This window comes from Bradyrhizobium sp. 186, assembly GCF_023101685.1.
In the GTDB taxonomy this organism is placed as follows: domain Bacteria; phylum Pseudomonadota; class Alphaproteobacteria; order Rhizobiales; family Xanthobacteraceae; genus Bradyrhizobium.
Genome location: NZ_CP082164.1, coordinates 9,991,091 through 10,008,404 on the forward strand (window position 1 = coordinate 9,991,091; position 17,314 = coordinate 10,008,404).

At 62.5% G+C, this 17,314-nt stretch carries 16 protein-coding genes and 1 pseudogene; 9 read left to right on the plus strand and 8 right to left on the minus strand.

Going from position 1 to position 17,314, the window contains the following annotated elements; genetic code table 11:
- Positions 1-7: 7 nt before the first annotated feature.
- Positions 8-3,397: a helicase-related protein gene (locus IVB18_RS47790; RefSeq protein WP_247986970.1), complete on the minus strand. Its 3,390-nt coding sequence runs from the start codon at positions 3,395-3,397 to the stop codon at positions 8-10.
- 726 nt (positions 3,398-4,123) lie between these two features.
- Positions 4,124-4,933, minus strand: a complete 810-nt coding sequence (locus IVB18_RS47795) for a DUF3108 domain-containing protein (RefSeq protein WP_247991907.1) — start codon at positions 4,931-4,933, stop codon at positions 4,124-4,126.
- Between the two features lie 535 nt (positions 4,934-5,468).
- Here IVB18_RS47795 and rpmB point away from each other — a divergent pair.
- The 4 genes from rpmB to IVB18_RS47815 all read left to right on the plus strand — a co-directional run bounded on the left by rpmB (position 5,469) and on the right by IVB18_RS47815 (position 9,762).
- On the plus strand, positions 5,469-5,777 hold the full coding sequence (gene rpmB / locus IVB18_RS47800) for a 50S ribosomal protein L28 (protein ID WP_247986971.1): 309 nt from the start codon (positions 5,469-5,471) through the stop codon (positions 5,775-5,777).
- Between the two features lie 208 nt (positions 5,778-5,985).
- The gene (locus IVB18_RS47805; protein ID WP_247986972.1) at positions 5,986-6,984 is read left to right on the plus strand and encodes an SIR2 family protein; all 999 of its coding nucleotides are present in this window, start codon (positions 5,986-5,988) and stop codon (positions 6,982-6,984) included.
- A gap of 42 nt (positions 6,985-7,026) precedes the next feature.
- Entirely contained in the window at positions 7,027-8,544 is a 1,518-nt protein-coding gene (locus IVB18_RS47810; protein WP_247986973.1) for a hypothetical protein, read from the plus strand.
- A 189-nt stretch (positions 8,545-8,733) separates the two neighbouring features.
- On the plus strand, positions 8,734-9,762 hold the full coding sequence (locus IVB18_RS47815; protein ID WP_247986974.1) for a hypothetical protein: 1,029 nt from the start codon (positions 8,734-8,736) through the stop codon (positions 9,760-9,762).
- 272 nt (positions 9,763-10,034) lie between these two features.
- Here the strand turns inward: IVB18_RS47815 and IVB18_RS47820 are convergent.
- Positions 10,035-10,191: pseudogene (locus IVB18_RS47820) on the minus strand (DUF1488 domain-containing protein); the annotation flags it as partial.
- A 116-nt stretch (positions 10,192-10,307) separates the two neighbouring features.
- On the opposite strand from IVB18_RS47820, the gene IVB18_RS47825 reads away from it, so the two are divergent.
- Both IVB18_RS47825 and ftsZ read left to right on the plus strand, forming a co-directional pair.
- On the plus strand, positions 10,308-10,820 hold the full coding sequence (locus IVB18_RS47825) for a hypothetical protein (protein WP_247986975.1): 513 nt from the start codon (positions 10,308-10,310) through the stop codon (positions 10,818-10,820).
- Positions 10,821-10,871: 51 nt separating this feature from the next.
- Complete coding sequence (gene ftsZ, locus IVB18_RS47830) at positions 10,872-12,131, plus strand: cell division protein FtsZ (protein WP_247986976.1); 1,260 nt, start codon at positions 10,872-10,874, stop codon at positions 12,129-12,131.
- A 398-nt stretch (positions 12,132-12,529) separates the two neighbouring features.
- Here the strand turns inward: ftsZ and IVB18_RS47835 are convergent, their stop codons facing one another.
- From IVB18_RS47835 to IVB18_RS47855, 5 genes are all read right to left on the minus strand, one after another.
- The gene (locus IVB18_RS47835) at positions 12,530-13,177 is read right to left on the minus strand and encodes a hypothetical protein (protein ID WP_247986977.1); all 648 of its coding nucleotides are present in this window, start codon (positions 13,175-13,177) and stop codon (positions 12,530-12,532) included.
- Between the two features lie 143 nt (positions 13,178-13,320).
- Positions 13,321-13,599, minus strand: a complete 279-nt coding sequence (locus tag IVB18_RS47840; RefSeq protein ID WP_247986978.1) for a DUF1488 family protein — start codon at positions 13,597-13,599, stop codon at positions 13,321-13,323.
- Positions 13,600-13,752: 153 nt separating this feature from the next.
- Complete coding sequence (locus tag IVB18_RS47845; RefSeq protein WP_247986979.1) at positions 13,753-14,049, minus strand: hypothetical protein; 297 nt, start codon at positions 14,047-14,049, stop codon at positions 13,753-13,755.
- Complete coding sequence (locus tag IVB18_RS47850) at positions 14,042-14,311, minus strand: hypothetical protein (RefSeq protein WP_247986980.1); 270 nt, start codon at positions 14,309-14,311, stop codon at positions 14,042-14,044. The genes IVB18_RS47845 and IVB18_RS47850 overlap by 8 nt, the downstream gene beginning before the upstream one ends.
- Positions 14,312-14,492: 181 nt before the next feature.
- On the minus strand, positions 14,493-14,642 hold the full coding sequence (locus tag IVB18_RS47855; protein ID WP_247986981.1) for a hypothetical protein: 150 nt from the start codon (positions 14,640-14,642) through the stop codon (positions 14,493-14,495).
- Between the two features lie 4 nt (positions 14,643-14,646).
- On the opposite strand from IVB18_RS47855, the gene IVB18_RS47860 reads away from it, so the two are divergent.
- From IVB18_RS47860 to IVB18_RS47870, 3 genes are all read left to right on the plus strand, one after another.
- Positions 14,647-14,868, plus strand: a complete 222-nt coding sequence (locus tag IVB18_RS47860) for a hypothetical protein (RefSeq protein ID WP_247986982.1) — start codon at positions 14,647-14,649, stop codon at positions 14,866-14,868.
- A gap of 320 nt (positions 14,869-15,188) precedes the next feature.
- On the plus strand, positions 15,189-16,535 hold the full coding sequence (locus tag IVB18_RS47865) for a DUF2235 domain-containing protein (RefSeq protein ID WP_247986983.1): 1,347 nt from the start codon (positions 15,189-15,191) through the stop codon (positions 16,533-16,535).
- Positions 16,536-16,886: 351 nt separating this feature from the next.
- Positions 16,887-17,132, plus strand: a complete 246-nt coding sequence (locus tag IVB18_RS47870; RefSeq protein WP_247986984.1) for a PilZ domain-containing protein — start codon at positions 16,887-16,889, stop codon at positions 17,130-17,132.
- Positions 17,133-17,314 lie beyond the last annotated feature (182 nt).

The window sequence follows — 17,314 nt, forward strand, 5'->3', positions numbered from 1 at the left end:
CTCTTCGCTACTCCTTGCGCGCCGCGAGTTGCTCCTTCAGCGCGGCGAGCTTGGCGAAGGGCGAGTTCGGATCGATCGGACGATCGCGCTCGCGCGGGTTCGCGCTCGATGCGTAAGGGCGCAACGAGGGGCCGCCCTGACGGTCACGGCCCTTGTCGCGATCACGGCCACGATTGTCGCGGCCCTTGTCACGATCTCCACCGAACTTGCCCTTGTTGCGATCGCGATCCTTGTCGCGATCCTTGCCTTGATCCCGGCCTTGGAAGCTGCGGTTCTTGTCGTCGCGCCCTTCCTGGCGCGGCGCGCCTTCGGCACCACCTTCGCGCGGCTTGCGGAAATCCTTGCCACCATCCCTGCGATGACCACCACCGTGGCGGTGACGCTGCTCACCGCGCTTCTCGCCGTCGGCTGCCTGCGCGGCCTCGCCCTCCGCGGGCGCAGCGTTTGCCTGCGCGCCGTCCTGAGCACGCGGCTGGTTGTGGTGACGCTGATGACGATGGCGCTCGTGGCGCGGCTTGCGATCCTCGTGACGGCCGCCGGGACGCCAGACTTCGACGAGCTCAGGCTCGGCGGGCGCTGCCTCGGCTTCCGCAGGCGCGGCCGCATCAGCCGACGCGGCGGCTTCCGTTGCGGCGGCCTCGGCGGGCGCCGCCTCAAGGCCGGCGGGCTCGGCGGGCGCAACGGCGTCTTCTTCGGCCGGAGGCGCGATGCCGGGGGCGTCTTCGGGCGTGACCGGAGTTTCGCTCAATGCTTCCAGCGCGGGCTCGGCCTCGTGAGCGGGCTCGTCGTGCTGCTCCATGCCCGGCGCGTCTTCGACCGTGACCGGCTCGACCGGCGTTTCGGTCGCAGCGGTTTCGGCTGGAGCCTCCGCATTGGTCTCGGCGGATGGCGTCTCCGCAGCGGCTGCTTCAACCACCACCGGCTTCGGCGGCAGCGGTGCGCGCTTCTCCATGCGATAGCCGAGCGCGCGCAGCACCGAGGCAAAGTCCTCGCCCGCGGAGCCCGTGAGCGAGGTCATCGCCTGCGTTACGACAAAACCGCGGCCGTCGAAGGCGCCGGCGGGCTTTTCGCCGGACGCGTTCTCACGCCAGGCCAGCGCCGGACGGATCAAATCGGCGAGCCGCTCCAGAATGTCGACGCGCACGGCACGCTCGCCGGCTTGCTTGTAGCCGAGCACGCGATAGGCATCGCGGGGCAGCTGCTTGTCGACCGGGAACGAGGTGCGGCCGGAGCTTGCCAGATGCTGCGCGCCCGACAGCGAGGAGAGATCGATATTGTCCTGCTTCAAGGCCCACAGCAGCGCGGCGAGCGCACGGCCGGCGGGCTTGAGCAGGCCCGGGAAATAGAGGTGATAGGCGCCGAAGCGGACGCCGTATTTGCGCAAGACGGCGCGCGAGGGCTGGTCGAGATCCTTCAGCTCGTTGGCGATCTTGGGCCGTTCGAGCACGCCGAGCGCCTCGACGAGCTGATAGGCGATGCCGCGGGCAATGCCGGTGACATCAGCCGCCTTGGACAGCTCGAACATCGGCCCGAGCAGCTTTTCGACATGCGTCTTGAGCCAGAGCTCGAGCCGGGCCTGCACCTTGTCGCGGGGGGCGCCGGTCAACCGCTCGTCGGAGATGATGCGGATGCGCGGATGCAGCGCCTCGTCTGCGGCAGTCAGTCGCGCCACGGCGTCGCCGGTCCAGCGGATGGTGCCGTCGGACGTGAGCAGGAACTGCTCGTCGGGCGCGCCGCCCAGTTTCTCGGCACGCGCATTGATCTCGCCGGCGAGCACCGCTTGGGCGGCAGCCTGCAAGGCTTTCGCATCGGAGCCGGCTTCCGCCGCATCCGGTGCAAAGGTGAAGCCATCGAGGCGGCCGATGACATGGCCTTCGACGATAACTTCGCCGGTCTTGCCGATTTCCGTATTCAAGCTCGTGTTCTCCCGCAGGCGGCGCATCAATACACTGGTCCGGCGATCAACGAAACGCTCAGTCAAGCGTTCATGGAGCGCATCCGATAATTTATTTTCGACCTCCCGCGCGATCCCCTGCCAATGTTCGGGGTCGGCGAGCCAGTCCGGCCGGTTGGCGACGAAGGTCCAGGTGCGGATCTGGGCGATCCGGGCCGACAGCGTATCGATGTCGCCGTCGACGCGGTCGGCCTGGTCGATCTGGGCCGCGAACCAGGCGTCGGGAATGCGGCCCTTCTGCATCAGGAAGCCGTACAGCGTCGTCACCAGCTCGGCATGGGCCGCCGGCGACAGCTTTCGGTAGTCCGGAACCTGGCAGGCCTCCCACAGCCGTTCCACGGCCGCCTTGCCATGCGCGATATCGCGCACCTCGGCGTCGCGGGCGGCGTGATCGAGCACGCGCATGTCCTCGGCGATCGGCGCGCGCGTCAGCGCCTCATGGCCGGGGGCCAGGTTCAGCGACACCTGGAGCGCGCCGAGCGAGGCGAAATCGAGCTTCGAATTGCGCCATTGCAACATCTTCACGCTGTCGAAGGTGTGGTTCTGGAGCGCATTCACCAGCTCGGGCTCGAACGGCGCGCAGCGGCCGGTGGTACCGAAGGTGCCGTTCCGCGTGGCGCGGCCGGCACGACCGGCTATCTGCGCGAATTCGGACGGCGTCAGGCGGCGGAACTGGTAGCCGTCGTACTTGCGGTCGGAGGCAAAGGCGACGTGGTCGACGTCGAGATTGAGGCCCATGCCGACCGCGTCGGTGGCAACGAGGTAGTCGACGTCGCCGTTCTGGAACATCGCCACTTGTGCGTTCCGGGTGCGCGGCGACAGCGAACCGAGCACCACGGCTGCGCCGCCATGCTGGCGGCGGATCAGCTCGGCGATGGCGTAGACCTCGTCGGCCGAGAACGCGACGATCGCGGTGCGGCGCGGCTGGCGCGTGATCTTGCGGTCGCCGGCGAATTCGAGCTGCGACAGCCGCGGCCGCGTGATCATGGAGACGCCGGGCAAGAGCCGCTCGATGATCGGCCGCATGGTGGCGGCGCCCAGCAGCAGCGTCTCATCGCGGCCGCGGCGGTTGAGGATGCGGTCGGTGAAGACGTGGCCGCGCTCGAGATCCGAGGCGATCTGTACCTCGTCGACGGCGAGGAAGGAGACGTCGAGATCGCGCGGCATCGCCTCGACGGTCGAGACCCAATAGCGCGGCGATTTCGGCTTGATCTTCTCCTCGCCGGTGATCAGCGCAACGGCCTCGGGGCCGGCGCGATCGGCGATCTTGTTATAGACCTCGCGCGCCAGCAGCCGCAGCGGCAGCCCGATCACGCCGGACGAATGCGCGAGCATCCGCTCGATGGCGAGATGGGTCTTGCCGGTGTTGGTCGGCCCGAGCACCGCGGTGACGCCAGCGCCAGCGGCGCGCTCGGAAGCGAAGGAGGAGGGAGAAAAGGCCATGTCTGAATGATTAGGTAGTGGCGATTGGGGCGAATGTCAGTGCTGTTTGGGGCGCTCTTGGCGCGAAGCGCCTGGAAGTCACCTCGCCCCGCTTGCGGGGAGAGGTCGAATTCGAGCGCAGCTCGAATTCGGGTGAGGGGGGCTCTCCGCAAGCGCAGCTATCACCGAATTCGTGGAAGCAGCCCCTCACCCCAACCCTCTCCCCGTAAGAACGGGGCGAGGGAGAAGGGAGGATCGCCCAAACCTCTCGCAACTGTCTCACTTTGCGACGCTTTTCCCTGGCTCTTTAAGCTTCGGAACGAGTCTAGAACGAATCGCGGCCGAATCGCTGACTCCCGGTTGAGTCCCGTTCCGTTCACGCAACATGTCGCGGGATCATATCTTTGATCGCACTAGATGGAGTTTTGGGCTGCCGTACAAGCGTCGATTTGATGGCGGGTTCCTTAAAATTGGGGACGGCGCGGAGTCGAATCAGAATCGAGGCGGAGTCAAATGGATTCGGCCTCCAACAAAAAAAGTCGAAAACAACCCCATGCACAGTAGAACGCGGAATCGGGTGACGGCGCGTAAGGCGTTGAAGCGGCGTTCCAAGTTCTCTTCCTTGTGATTCCGGGAGGCGCGTCAACGGAAGGGCCGTAGCCCGTATGGAGCACAGCGGAATACGGGGGCCGCGGGCGAAAATCCCGGATTGCGCTTCGTTCCATCCGGGCTACGCGGACGCAGCGCTTACTGCGTCTTCGCGACCCGCGGCGGCTGGGCTGACGTGACGAAGCTCGTCGCTTCCAGCATCGCCGGCCCCAAGGGCGTCGGCACTTTCAGCCAGAACGGAACCAAAATCCGCGTGCCCGCGACGGGGGCGAAGGCGATCTCGATGTTGCGCTGGGCGGCGAGGTATTTGATCACGGGGCGGTCGGGGATGTAGCCGGCCACGGGGACGAAAAACAGCGAGCAGACCACGACCGGGCCGTGATAGCCCTTCTCCGCCTTGACGGTTTCCATGCGCTTGAAATCGAGCTTGAGGTCGTAGCGCATGCGGCCGTCGAACACCGGCGCGGCGTTGTGGCAGGCCTCCGGCGACATCAGATCACCGGTGCCGGGCACGCGCAGCAGCGAGGCCGTCATCGGGTCCCAGACGCCGCGGCGATGCGCCTCGGTGACGACGACGCGGTCGGCATCGACCGGCGGCTCCGGCACGATGCCGAACTCCTTCACATTGCCCTTGTCGAGCGTGATGCGGATCTCTTCGGTCTTCTTCGAGGTGGTGGTGGAGGCCTGGTAGCCGGTCGCGACCAGCGCGCCGTTGACCACCCGCCCCTGCGAAGCGCCGGTGCCGGACCCGTTCGCAATCGATTTCAGCAGCCCCGACGTGCCGCCGGAGGCCGCGGCCGCAAACACATCGTCCTGGATATCGACGGTCCAGGCGCCCCGGCCGACCGGAATGCCGGCCAGCGTCGCCTCATACTGCGCCTCGAGCTTGCCCTGTGCCGCCGCCGGCGCCGCGCCCCAAGCCGCAGCCAGCCCGCAAAGGGCCGCCAAGACCAGCCGGCCAGCATGACGCAGCCGGGGCAGACGTGGGGTCAGGGTGTGCACGAAGCCATCCAATGGGGCCGTCAGGCCTTGCTAGTTAAGCCACAAATCGCGGCAAACAATGTGTCCGGTCCCAAGGCTTCCGGAACTCCGCCGGACTTTTCGGGTGCGAATACGCCCTTTATGTGTTGGTAAGCGGTTTTAAACACTGCCGTTTTGGTGATCGGGGGCGGCCGCGGGCGCGGTAACCTCTCCCGCTTGCGGGAGAGGTCGCGCCGAAGGCGCGGGTGAGGGCTCTCTCCTCTTGGGGACACCACCTGTGATAACGAGTGCCCCTCCGCGGAGGCACCCCCACCCCAACCCTCCCCCGCAAGCGGGAGAGGGGGCGGACCGCCGCCGGCGCGGCCTAAACCGGCCCGTCGCCTTGACGTCCCGCCGCTTCCCCCCTATACGTCCGCCGCTCCCTGCAAGGACAGAGAATTTGCCCCCGTGGCGCCCCGGATGGCGGCCGCAAATCGTTGGGGGAAAGATTGAGGATTTTGAGATGTCTCGTCGCTGCGAATTGACGGCCAAGGGCCCCCAGGTCGGCCACACGGTCAGCCACTCCAACATCAAGACCAAGCGGCGCTTCCTGCCGAACCTGTGCAACGTGACCTTCATCAGCGAAGCACTCGGCCGCAACGTGCGCCTGCGCGTCTCCACCAACGCGATCAAGAGCGTCGACCACAATGGCGGCTTCGACGCCTTTTTGCTCAAGGCCAAGGCCGACGTGCTGTCGCCGCGCGCCCTCGAGCTGAAGCGCGCCATCCAGAAGAAGGTCGGCGAGACCGCGCCGGTGAAGAAGGCGAGCTAAGAGTTACGAGCTGGGCCTGAGGCTGGCGTAAGCGTCCAGTCGCGTAGGCTTAAGCGGACAGAGTTTGTGAAGCGGCCCGGTCGGAAGACCTGGCCGCTTTTTGTTGCGGCGCCGCTCAGCTTTATCCAGTGACCATGTGCATTGAAGGGCGCCTTCGAATCGTCGACTATGCATCGACACAACTCCAACGCGTACTTCAGTGCTCCATATGCGCTTCTTTGCACGCGGCCCGAATATTCCTGAATCCCTGCTCGAAGATCGCGACAACGGAAACGTGGTCTTCTTTTGTGGCGCAGGCATCTCGCGTCCGGCGGGATTGCCCGGTTTCATCGAACTCGCCGAGCAGGTTCTTGAGGAACTTGGTCCTCCTCCCGAAGCCAAAGTACGAGAAATGGTTGCTCGCGCCAAGGAGGAGCCGGATGGGGCAATATCTCTCGATCAAGTATTCAGTCTGTTTCAACGCGAGTACGGGGCTGACAATATTCAGGAGGTTGTCAGCAGGCTCCTGAGCCCACCTTCTTCGGCAAATCTAGATTATCATTCGACCGTCCTGCGGCTGTCTAGAAATGCCGCACGTCAGCTTCAAATAGTGACAACGAATTTTGATTTGCTTTTTGAACGTGCACAGAGTGGCATTCGGCGTAACGTCGCGCCAGCTCTGCCAGACTTATCGAGCGGCCAACCTCTGGTAGGTTTAGTTTATCTTCACGGCAGGCTGCCCTCTGAGCCGGACTCACTGGAACAATATCAGCTGATACTGAGCAGCTCGGACTTTGGGCGCGCCTATCTCGCCGATGGGTGGGCAACCCGCTTTGTCCGTGATCTTTTAAAGAACTACGTAATCGTTTTGCTGGGCTATTCCGCAAACGATCCACCCGTTCGTTACCTGCTTGAGGGCCTCCACGCAAAAGGCACCAACAACCCAGCGAAGATCTTCGCGTTCGATCAAGGAACAGAGATTGAGGTTCTCAATAGATGGCACGATCGCGGCGTCACCGCGCTGGCCTACCCGGCATCCCCTGCGCATTCGGCCTTGTGGGATACATTGCGAGCGTGGGCAGATAGATCCGATGATTTAGAAAAATGGCGTCGCTCGATCTTGGACTTGGCATCAACGAGTCCACGGCAACTGTCTCCACACGAGCGCGGCCAAGTCGTCTCCCTCATTAGAACCGCTGAAGGCGCGAAACTCTTTGCGGAGGCGTAGGTAGCTCCTTCTGCAGAGTGGCTTTGCGTATTTGATCGGAACGTGCGCTACGGAACCCCACAAGAGGGATACGGCAAAGAAACTATCGATCCTCTCGATCTATATGGCATTGACGACGATCCGCCCCGCCTGAACGAAAGCAAGGAAACGCTGAACCGGCAAGAAATTGTTGATGTCCTTTCCCCCTCACCTTTTGACGAGCAAGGTCAGAGACATCTCAGGCTCGCCGGTATTCACGAATACGAGGCAACCCGCCTCCCTCCCCGGTTGTTCTATATCTGTCGATGGTTTGGAAGGATCATAGATCAACCCGCCTCAATTTGGTGGGCAGGCGGGTACGTTTCGCTGCATTCCGCACTGTTGAATCAGATCGAATGGTATCTTGATCAAAGCGACAAGAATATCAGCTCGGAAGCCAAGCACCTATGGACTCTGCTTATTCACAAATTTGGCAACTCACCTAAGAGCGATCATTCGCAATATCACAGCATCGCAAAAATCAAGACTAGAGGCTGGTCGGCGCTGCTACGTTATGAGTTCGAAGAATCCATTAGACCGTTCATAGTGAGCAAAAGACCCTTCAAAGCAAACTCAGCTCCTCCAGAGGGTAGCTGGAATGAACTAGGCAGCGGCGCAGTAGTGGCTCTAGAAGTAAAGTTTCCGGCCCAGGGAATTGACGAGCTCGACGTTGCGCCAGAACAGCTCTACCAACATTTTCGAGCAGTGAGGGACGGACTGGAACGGGGCGCCGCACTCTTGAAGGCACTTGAGGTTCGCTATTGGCGAACAGCAAGCTTCGAGACCGATTCAAGACCGGGCGAACGATACTTGAGTGGATCCGATCGATATCTACATTGGATTCGACGTCTCTTTGATCAACTTTCGATCGCTGATCCCAGCCGTGTACGCGCTGATTTTCTTTTGTGGCCGCAAGATGAGGAGTACTTTTTTGACAAGTTAAAGCTTCACGCTTGGGCCAAATCCTTTTTTTCCGGCAAGGAGGTCGGGGAAGGCCTACTCAGACTTGACGAACAAAGTTTTTGGAATGGATATAATCGTCGAGAGCTACTCCATTTGCTTAGGATTCGCTGGAATGATCTCCCGCGCTCGCCCCGAAAGAAAATCGAAAACCGTATCGTAGCTGGGACTACAGTAAGACCCGAGGAAGCTCCTCTCGATGCAAGAAAGCGCCGAGCGAGTACCGCAGCATCAATGCTCGGGTGGTTGAGCCGTAACGAGTGCGAACTCTCAAGAACCACATCGAAACGCCTTCCGAACCTGCGGGCCCAAGTTCAAGACTGGAATGACGCATGGGAGCTCACCGCCGACCATAGTATGGACGGCAGGACAGGATGGGTATCCATCAAAGACGACCCAGGAAATATCATCGACCTTCCGATTTCCGAGACAATTGCAGCCGCTGAGCAAAATTCCACTCGGCCCTTTATGGAGTTTACTGAGTACCGACCATTCAATGGTCTAGTCAAGCAACGCCCCCAACGCGCACTCGCCGCGCTGGCTTTCCAAGCGCGGCGCAACAACTTTCCGCTACGAGCTTGAGAAACTGCGCTAGCTGAGTGGCCGACTGGACTACCGTCCCGACTCCAGTGGTTGTTCGCGGAGCGGCTGTCGCGTGTGCCTTCAAACCTACTAGGCGAGATCGCGCACTATGCCTCACAATGGCTAAAAAGAATTCTGCCAACTCTCGCACAGATAGACCCCAACAGAGCACTTCGCGTTTGGGACTCAGTGCTGATCGGTTTAACGGCAGGCGGAGCAGACGCTCTGAAAAGTGGCGTTGGCGACACTTTTGTAGGAGGAAAACCCCAAGGCTATTCGCGGAGAACTTACACGCACGCCATCAATGGTCCGGTCGGCGTCATGACCGAAACTCTCTATCAAATACTTGATGATCGCAAAATCGGACATCAGGCGAGTATTCCTATCGACATCCGCTCTAGGATCGAAAACGCCCTCAGTACGCTTGGCGAAGGCGAAGATCATGCAGTGTGTGAAACGACAAGTCGTCTGACGTGGCTCTACTATCTTGATCCGAACTGGGTAAAGCTTCGCATAATCCCTTTCTTCGCTCTGACCAACGATCAAGCCGAGCCTGCTTGGAACGGATTTCTTCACAATCAGCGTCTTGGCGACACAGAGTTGTTTGCGCTGCTGAAGCCAAACTTTCTTAGGCTGTTCGAAGTCGTTCAAAACTGGAGATGGGATAGTCAACCCATCGATCGGCTTCACCAATTTCTCGTTCTTGCATGTTATTGGAATACTCAATCAAATCAGTACGTGAACTTCTCTGAAGCCCGTCTTGCACTTCAGCGTTCAACCGACGACGGCAGGTCTGAGGCCCTCTCGTTTCTCAATTCAATAATTGCTGACCAAGACGTGTGGGACTCATTCGGAAGGACCTTCATCGCGAAGGCTTGGCCGAGAGAAACGGCGTACCAGACCCCGCAAACGTCGCAACGGTTCGCCGCGATTGCGGAGAATTCGGGAATCCATTTTCCTGATGTTGTTCAAAATATCTTTCCGCTTCTCGTACCGACGACCCGGCTTGATTTGTTTGTTTACAGGGCAAGAGAGAGGGATGATGGAGAAAGGGCCTCAGCTGACCTGCCTCGAAAGTTTCCAAATGACATGGTCGCATTGCTTGACCGGCTGGTGCCGGAAGACCCGGCTCTCGCTCCTTACGATCTCGGAGGCCTTGTGAAGCTCTCGCGGAGGCTAACGCGGCTTTGCGGCAGGATGCGAGGTGGAGGCGGCTAAATCGCATTGCCCACACTCGTTAGGATCCCTAAAATCGCGGCGCTGTCGGCTTGAGCCATTCATGCAACTTGCACATTTGACCGCAATACTCGCCTCGGTAAGTCAGGTGAGCCTCGCACCGCAAGAAGCATCGTCTTCCGAGATGGGTCGGCAATGCGACAGTGAAAACTAGCTCGAACGTTGGCTGCGAAGACGGCGACGCGCCAGCGTGTGATCAACGATTCCCGAGTTTGCGCGCAGCTTTCCACCCATCGCCAATGCACTGCTCTGTCCTAAGGCGCCCCCCTACCCCGAAAATCAATGCTCCGCAGCACGATCCCCGGCGGGGTGCCCTCGAACTCCGTCGCCTGATATTTCCACGCAGGCTTCGATGCGCTCGTGCAGGCGGGTGAACTGGGCTTCGCGCTCGTTGGGCCTGGCGCGCACGCCCGGCGCTAGTGCTGCGCGCGTTAACCGTCCATTAACCAACGCAGCCTAGCCTGAACTCATCGTCCAGCCATCATTAGCCCGAAATGCCTTCCCGGTTCGCTCCAGGAGAAGCGCCGATGTGCGTTGCGTTGTTGACGTATGCCGATCTCAGTGCCCGCCTCAATATCTCTCGCGAGGCCGCTCGTTCGCTTGCCAGACGACGCCGGTTGCCGCGCTCGCGTTCGGATGATGGCAAAGCCCTGGTGAGCGTTGATTTCTCCGAACTCCGGTACATGCCCCGCCCACGAATTGACCGCCAGGCAGACCACATCGCCGCCGCCATGGCAAAGATCGAGGCATTCAGGATCGAGGCATTCAAGGCGGAGGTCGCGCGGCTCGAAGCAGTAGCAACCGGCTACAGGGCAGATTTCGAGCGCGAGCGCGAGCGCGCCGATCGCCTGGCCGTCGAGCTGCTGCAGGCGGCTGCCGAGACGATGGCAGCCAATGCGTGGGTGGCACGACTGGAAGACGAAGTGGCGGCGCTGCGGACCGGTCGCCGGGCTGGCGGCGCAATCGCGGGACAAGCCGCGCGTCGATTGGGACATCTGGCCGCGGCCATCGTGGACGCAGACCGCGCGGCTTGCAGGTAGCACTCGATACTTTCTCAATCCCCGGCCTGCCGGAGCAACCGCGAGGACAGAATGACTGGCATCACCGATATTCGCGAGATGAAGGCACGCATTGTCGTGTTCGGGGTCGGCGGCGCCGGCGGCAATGCCGTCAACAACATGATCACGGCCGGGCTGCAGGGGGTCGACTTCGTCGTCGCCAATACCGACGCGCAGGCGCTTGCCATGTCGAAGGCGACGCGCCTCATCCAGCTGGGCACAACGGTGACTGCAGGCCTTGGCGCCGGCTCGCAGCCCGAATTGGGACGCGCCGCAGCCGAGGAGGCAATCGATACGATCCGCGATCATTTGACCGGCGCGCACATGGTGTTCGTGACTGCCGGCATGGGCGGCGGTACCGGCACCGGGGCTGCACCCATCATCGCCAGGACTGCGCGCGAGCTCGGCATCCTCACGATCGGCGTGGTCACCAAGCCATTCTACTTCGAGGGCCAGCGCCGCATGCGCTTTGCCGAAGCCGGCATCGAGGAGTTGCTGAAGACAGTCGACACCCTGCTGATCATCCCGAACCAGAACCTGTTCCGGGTGGCCAGCGAGAAGACCACATTCGCCGATGCCTTTGCCCTTGCCGATCAGGTGCTTTATTCGGGTGTGGCCTGCATCAGCGACCTCATCGTCAAGGAAGGCCTGATCAATCTCGATTTTGCCGACGTTCTCTCCGTGATGCGAGAGAAGGGCAAGGCCATGATGGGAAGGGGCGAAGCTTCCGGCGAGAAACGCGTGCTCGCCGCCGCCGTGGCCGCAATTTCCAATCCATTGATCGAGAACCCCTCGATCAAGCGCGCCAGTGGCCTCATCATCTCCATCACCGGCGGCAGGGATCTCATGCTGTTCGAAGTCGACGAAGCTGCTACCCGCATTCGCGACGAGGCCGACCCGGACGCCAACATCATCGTCGGCGCGTCGTTTGATGAAAGCCTCGAAGGTATCGTCCGCGTCTCAGTGGTGGCGACCGGAATCGATAATCTTGACCCGGCGCAGCAGACGCAACCGGCGGAAAGCCCACTCACGCAGCTCGCCGGCAGGCTGCGCAACGACAGCCGCCGCATCGCCGATCGCATCGAGCGCGGTGCACCGCTTCCGCAAGTGGAAAGCCCGCCGCTTCGCCCGGAGGCCCGCCACCCCGCGGGGCAACCAGCAAGGCCGAATCTGGAATATGCGCGCCACGCGGCTCCTCAGCCGCACGATCCTTACGGCCGCTCCTCTGCGCGCAATGCGGCCGACGAAGGCATTCTCGATATCCCAGCCTTCCTGCGCCGCGCGGCCAACTGAGCGGTCGGACGAACCAGAGTTACTTGTCTCCAATGCCGGAAATGGACCGCTGCTACGCGGCTCTAAAGCGCGATGAGATTGGGCTTGGCTGGTTGCCGTGGTGCGCTCCCTCTCCCGCTTGCGGGGGAGGGCTGGGGGTGGGGGTGTCGCCCCAATCGAGAGTCCCAGTGTGGAGAGAGCCCCCACCCGGCGCTTCGCGCCGACCTCCCCCCGCAAGCGGGAGAGGTTGAGCGAGCCCGCCGCTCGCATCGATTCAACCAAAACTCATTCCACTCCAGGAGTCCGCGTGCTCGACGCATGCCGGTCGGCATGCTGGCGTTGACGACGGGAATTTCATCGGCGAATTCCGAACGTCAGATCTGCGGACGACCTTCCAAGGTGCGTAGTGCGCCGATCCTTCACGCTGCCGTGCTGCGCGGGTTCTCCGCTGCTTCGCTTTTTTCCGCCTCCTTGTCGCGCGACAGCCATGCCGGGAAACGAAGCAGGCGATCATTGTTGTCTTTTGGCGGTTCGATGGACCCCTCATTGGCCGAACTCGGGAGGTCCAGTGCAGCGTGGCCGACTCGCACCGCATCCGCGCGCTGATCCAGTTCGCGCAACAGGGGATCGATTACACTGTCGATTTCGGTCGCCACCGATACTAGAAAACTATTGAGCTCGCGGGCCTCGGGCACAACTGCCGCAGCCTGCTCGATCGCCTTGCAGAGACCATCGACAACAGGTGCAAACGCGCTCCCGGCCTGTTTGATTCGGGTTTTGATCGCTTCGATTTCGCCCAAGGCGCGATCACGCTCCCGCCTGTTCTTCTCCTCCGAAAGGCGGGCTTCGATTTCGGCGATCTGAGCCGTCAGGGTCGCGGCTTCGGACGCAAGAGCATCGCGTCGTCCGCGCGCGCGATCGAGATCGCGACTGAGATTGTCCACTAAGTCGTCCTTTCCGAACATTGCATTGCTCCGTAGGACAGCCGTGGCGCGAACCGCCAGCCCGCCAAGCAGATGAAAGGCTGGAACAGGCATCAACTTCGGGCGCGTCACATGGGCCGACATGGTGATCCCCCAATCGTCCACATTAGGCGACCGCATGGTTAACAAGTAGTTAATTTCAACAGTTGATGCGGCAACGGGGCCGCGGATGCGATCGAAAATGCGCGAAGCTTGCGCACGCTCGCGGTGCGAACCGTCGCCTCCCCCTACCCCCGAAAATCAATGCTCCGCAGCACGATCCCCGGCGGGGTGCCTTCGAACTCGGTTGCCTGATATTTGCGTTCCACGCAGGCTTCGATGCGCTCGCGCAGGCGGGCGAACTGGGCTTCGCGCTCGTTGGGCCTGGCGCGCGGGCCGCGCTCGAGGTCGTCCATCGCGGAGGTCGAGATCGCGCAGGCGATCTCCTTCGTGCCGTCCTGCATCGAGAACTGGACGATCCCCCGATCCTGTTCGTGGCCGATGAAGCGGCAGCTGGTGAGCGTCATGGGTTGTTCCTTTACGCGATTGCTTTGTAAGCGACACTCCCGATGAGGCGAGAGCCCTCACCCGGCGCTCGGGACGATGCTTCGCATCGCCCGGACACGCCGACCTCTCCCGCGAGCGGGAGAGGTGGAGCAAGACCGCGGCCGTGGCTGGCTTCAGCCCTCACCATTGAGTCTTGCGAAATCGTCGAACAGCGCGGCCACCAGCGCGCGGTGCCGCGTGTCCTCGGTGGGCAGGGTCGCGGCGTAGAGGTTGAGCAGATAGCGCGCCTTCACCGCGGCCTCCGGCCACGACGCGGCGGGCACCGTCATCATGCGGTTCTGGAGATCGGACTCGCGCTCGCGCAGCTCCCTGACATTGGTCTCGACCTCGGCCAGCGCGCGGCGCAAATCGGTCGCCTTCTGGGCGGCCATGCCGCGATGCTTGTCGAGATCGACCGGATGGTCAGTCATTGGCGGCGCTCGCATCGATACGTTGCGCATCCGCGAGGTCGACCGAGCCGATCGCGCGCATCTCGATCGCACCGCCGCGCGCGCCTTCGACAGGTACGGTGATCATGGTGGCGATGCGGCGGTAAGCCGAGAAGGACAACCCCTCGATCATCTCCTCGTCGGTGACGACCTCATAGGCACCGGCCGGCAACTCGCGCTCGATGCCGCGGATGTGGAACGGATGCTTGAATGTGATGGTTTCACGCCGCGAGCGGATGGTCATGCGCGCCTGCCTTTCGCAAAGAGGGCCCCAACCGACGCCAGCTGTGCCGAACATGCGCCCGTTGCGTTGCAATAGCCAGCACTATCCTCACCAGCCGCGTGCACCGAGGCCGCGGCGCGACCCTCGCGCGCGGCGTTTTAGCCCTCGCAATCGGCGTGGTGCAGGCGTACGCTTCATCGCATCACTGCAACTCGCGCAACGGCATCGACCGGTGACCGAGGGTCATTTGCGCTGCCGCCGGCGAGTTCGGCAGCGCCAATCTCGGCCGCGGCACCGCGAGCGCCGCGCTGCGGCTGGCGCGAAAGCCGCCGCGCGACGGCGACGTAGACATGGACTTGGACGTGCGCGTCTGCACGCCGCGCGGGCGGGTGCTGCAATCGGACGAACTCAGCGAATTCGAACCTCCACAGGAGACGGACGTCATGGCCAAGGGACAGCAACGCAGCAACCGCGAAACCAAGAAACCGAAGAAGGACAAGGCCAAAGTGATCGCCGCGGCGCCGACCCGCAAGGAAGCCGGCTGGCAGCCGGATTTCGGGCCGGCGAAGAAGAAGTAGGGCGCGAGGCGACCAGGGCGCGCGCGGCCTTCCCTTCTCCCCTTGTGGGAGAAGGTGGCATAGGCGGCCGTCGGCCGCCGTTCTTAGGAACGCCGATGCTTTGCATCGGCTATGGCGCCGGATGAGGGGTCTCTCTCCGGAAATTCTGACGCGAGAGATTCACGCGCGGAGAATGACCCCTCACCCGTCTCAATCGCGCGGAGCGCGATTGATCCACCCTCTCCCACAAGGGGAGAGGGAGAAGCGACCGCTATCGTCTCTTGTCTCCCGCGCTTTTGCGCTATACTCGCCCGGGTAGCATTACCGGGAGGGGTTGACCTGTGGAGCACGAGCGCAAGTCCGAGCCGAAAAATCTCGTCATCTGCTGTGACGGCACCGGCAACGAGATCTCCGAGAACATCTCCAACGTCCTGAAGCTGTATCGCTGCCTGCGCAAGACCGACAAGACGCAGCCGCGGCAGCTGGTGTTCTACGATCCCGGCGTCGGCACGGTGACGGAGCCGACGACGTGGCACCGCTGGAAGGCCAACATCAATCTGGTGCTGGGGCTCGCCACCGGCTACGGGCTCGACGACAACGTGCTCTCCGCCTACTGCTTCCTGGTCGAGCATTACGCGCCCGGCGACAAAATCTATTTGTTCGGCTTCTCGCGCGGCGCCTATACCGTGCGGGTGCTGGCGGGGCTGATCCACAAAGTGGGACTGATCTCGCCGGAGCAGGCGAATCTCGCAGGAAGTGGCCTCGTCGCCTACAAGCAATATTCCGGCAGCGGGCGCGGCAACGATGTGGCCGACCTCACCGACGTGGGCTCCGACGAGGACGGGCCGCTGCCGAAGGACAAGTTCGATCTCGCGGCGCAGTTCGCGCGCATCACCTCGTCGCGCTGGCCGACGATCCATTTCATCGGGGTCTGGGACACGGTGGCGAGCGTGATCGTGCCGCGCGCCGACCGGTTCTATTGGCCGAGCCTGGAGGAGCTGGCCTTCACGCTGCGGGACCCGAGCGTGCAGATTTTCCGCCAGGCGATCTCGATCGACGAGCGGCGCTGCATGTTCCGCCTGAAGGCGTGGAGGGAGCCGCAGGAGTACTGGAGCAACCGCTTCGTGCCCGACGACAGGAAGGAGCCGCAGGACATCTTGCAGGTGTGGTTCGCGGGCGTGCATTGCGACGTCGGCGGCGGCTATCCGGAGGCCGAGAGCGGCGTGTCGAAATTCCCGCTGATCTGGATGATCGACGAGGCGGCGAAGGCGGGGCTGAACTTCAACCCGCGCACCGTGAACCAGCTCGCTTGGGGCATCCAGCGCAAGAACAGCCCGTTCAGCTATGTCGCGCCGGATTTCGACGGCAAGCTGCACAATTCGATGACGCTGCCCTGGCGCGTGCTGGAATATGTGCCGAAGAGCGCGACCTACAAGGAATGGCCGGAGCGCAAAGTATTCCTCGGCTTCTACATCCCCGATTGCGAACCGCGCCCCATCCCCGAAGGCGCGCATGTGCATGAGAGCGTGGTGAAGCGGATGGCGACGATGCCGGGCTACCGGCCGGTGAACCTGCCGAAGAGTTTTGTGACGGTGCCGATGCCGGCGCCGCCGGGAGAGGTGGAGGCGGTGACGGGGGAGGTGGAGGTGCGCAATGACGGTGATGGAGGCAAGCTGGCGCCACACTAAAAGTGTCGTCCCGGCGAAGGCCGGGATCCATAACCCCAGGGAGAGGTTTGGCGAAGATTAGTCGTTCGGTACGCCTACCGCCTCTAATTGTTAGATTCCGCGGTATGGGTCCTGGCCTTCGCCAGGACGACACCGTGGGCGGAGCACCACCTCCACACCCCACCACCTCCACTTTCCCCCTTCTCCGCCACTTTTCATTAAAATTCTCACCCCCGCCTTAGCTGTATCGCATCATCTCTTTTCCATGATCGGAACCGACCACCGCGCCCCTTTTGGGTGAGCGTGATCCTCTCGGAAAACCGCTGCGCACTTTTCCGGATCATGCTCCCGCGGAATTGGAGGAGAGTGCCAATGCATCCGCGAAAACATGCCCGCGTCAAACCCGCGGGGCTGGTGTCCCGCCAGGCCAAGATCATCACCGACCCGCGCGCGCCGGTGATCCCGTGCACGCTGATCGACTATTCGCCGGGCGGCGCCTGCGTCGATCTCGGCGGCCAGGTGAAAATCCCCGACCGCTTCGAGCTGCTGCACGTCAACACCAAGAAACGCTGCCGGATTGCGTGGAAGCGCGGCACCAAGATCGGCGTGGTGTTTTGAGCGCGCAATTGCACTGAGGGAACGCGAACAATTTCGCCAAGCACTCCGCTCTGCTCCCTCCCCCTAGCCGGCAGGGCTGTCGCATATGCGCCTTCACGGGAGGTCGTCAGCCCGGGCTTGTCCCGGGCATCCACGTTCTTCGTACCGCGCGGCAAGGCGTGGATGGCCGGGACAAGCCCGGC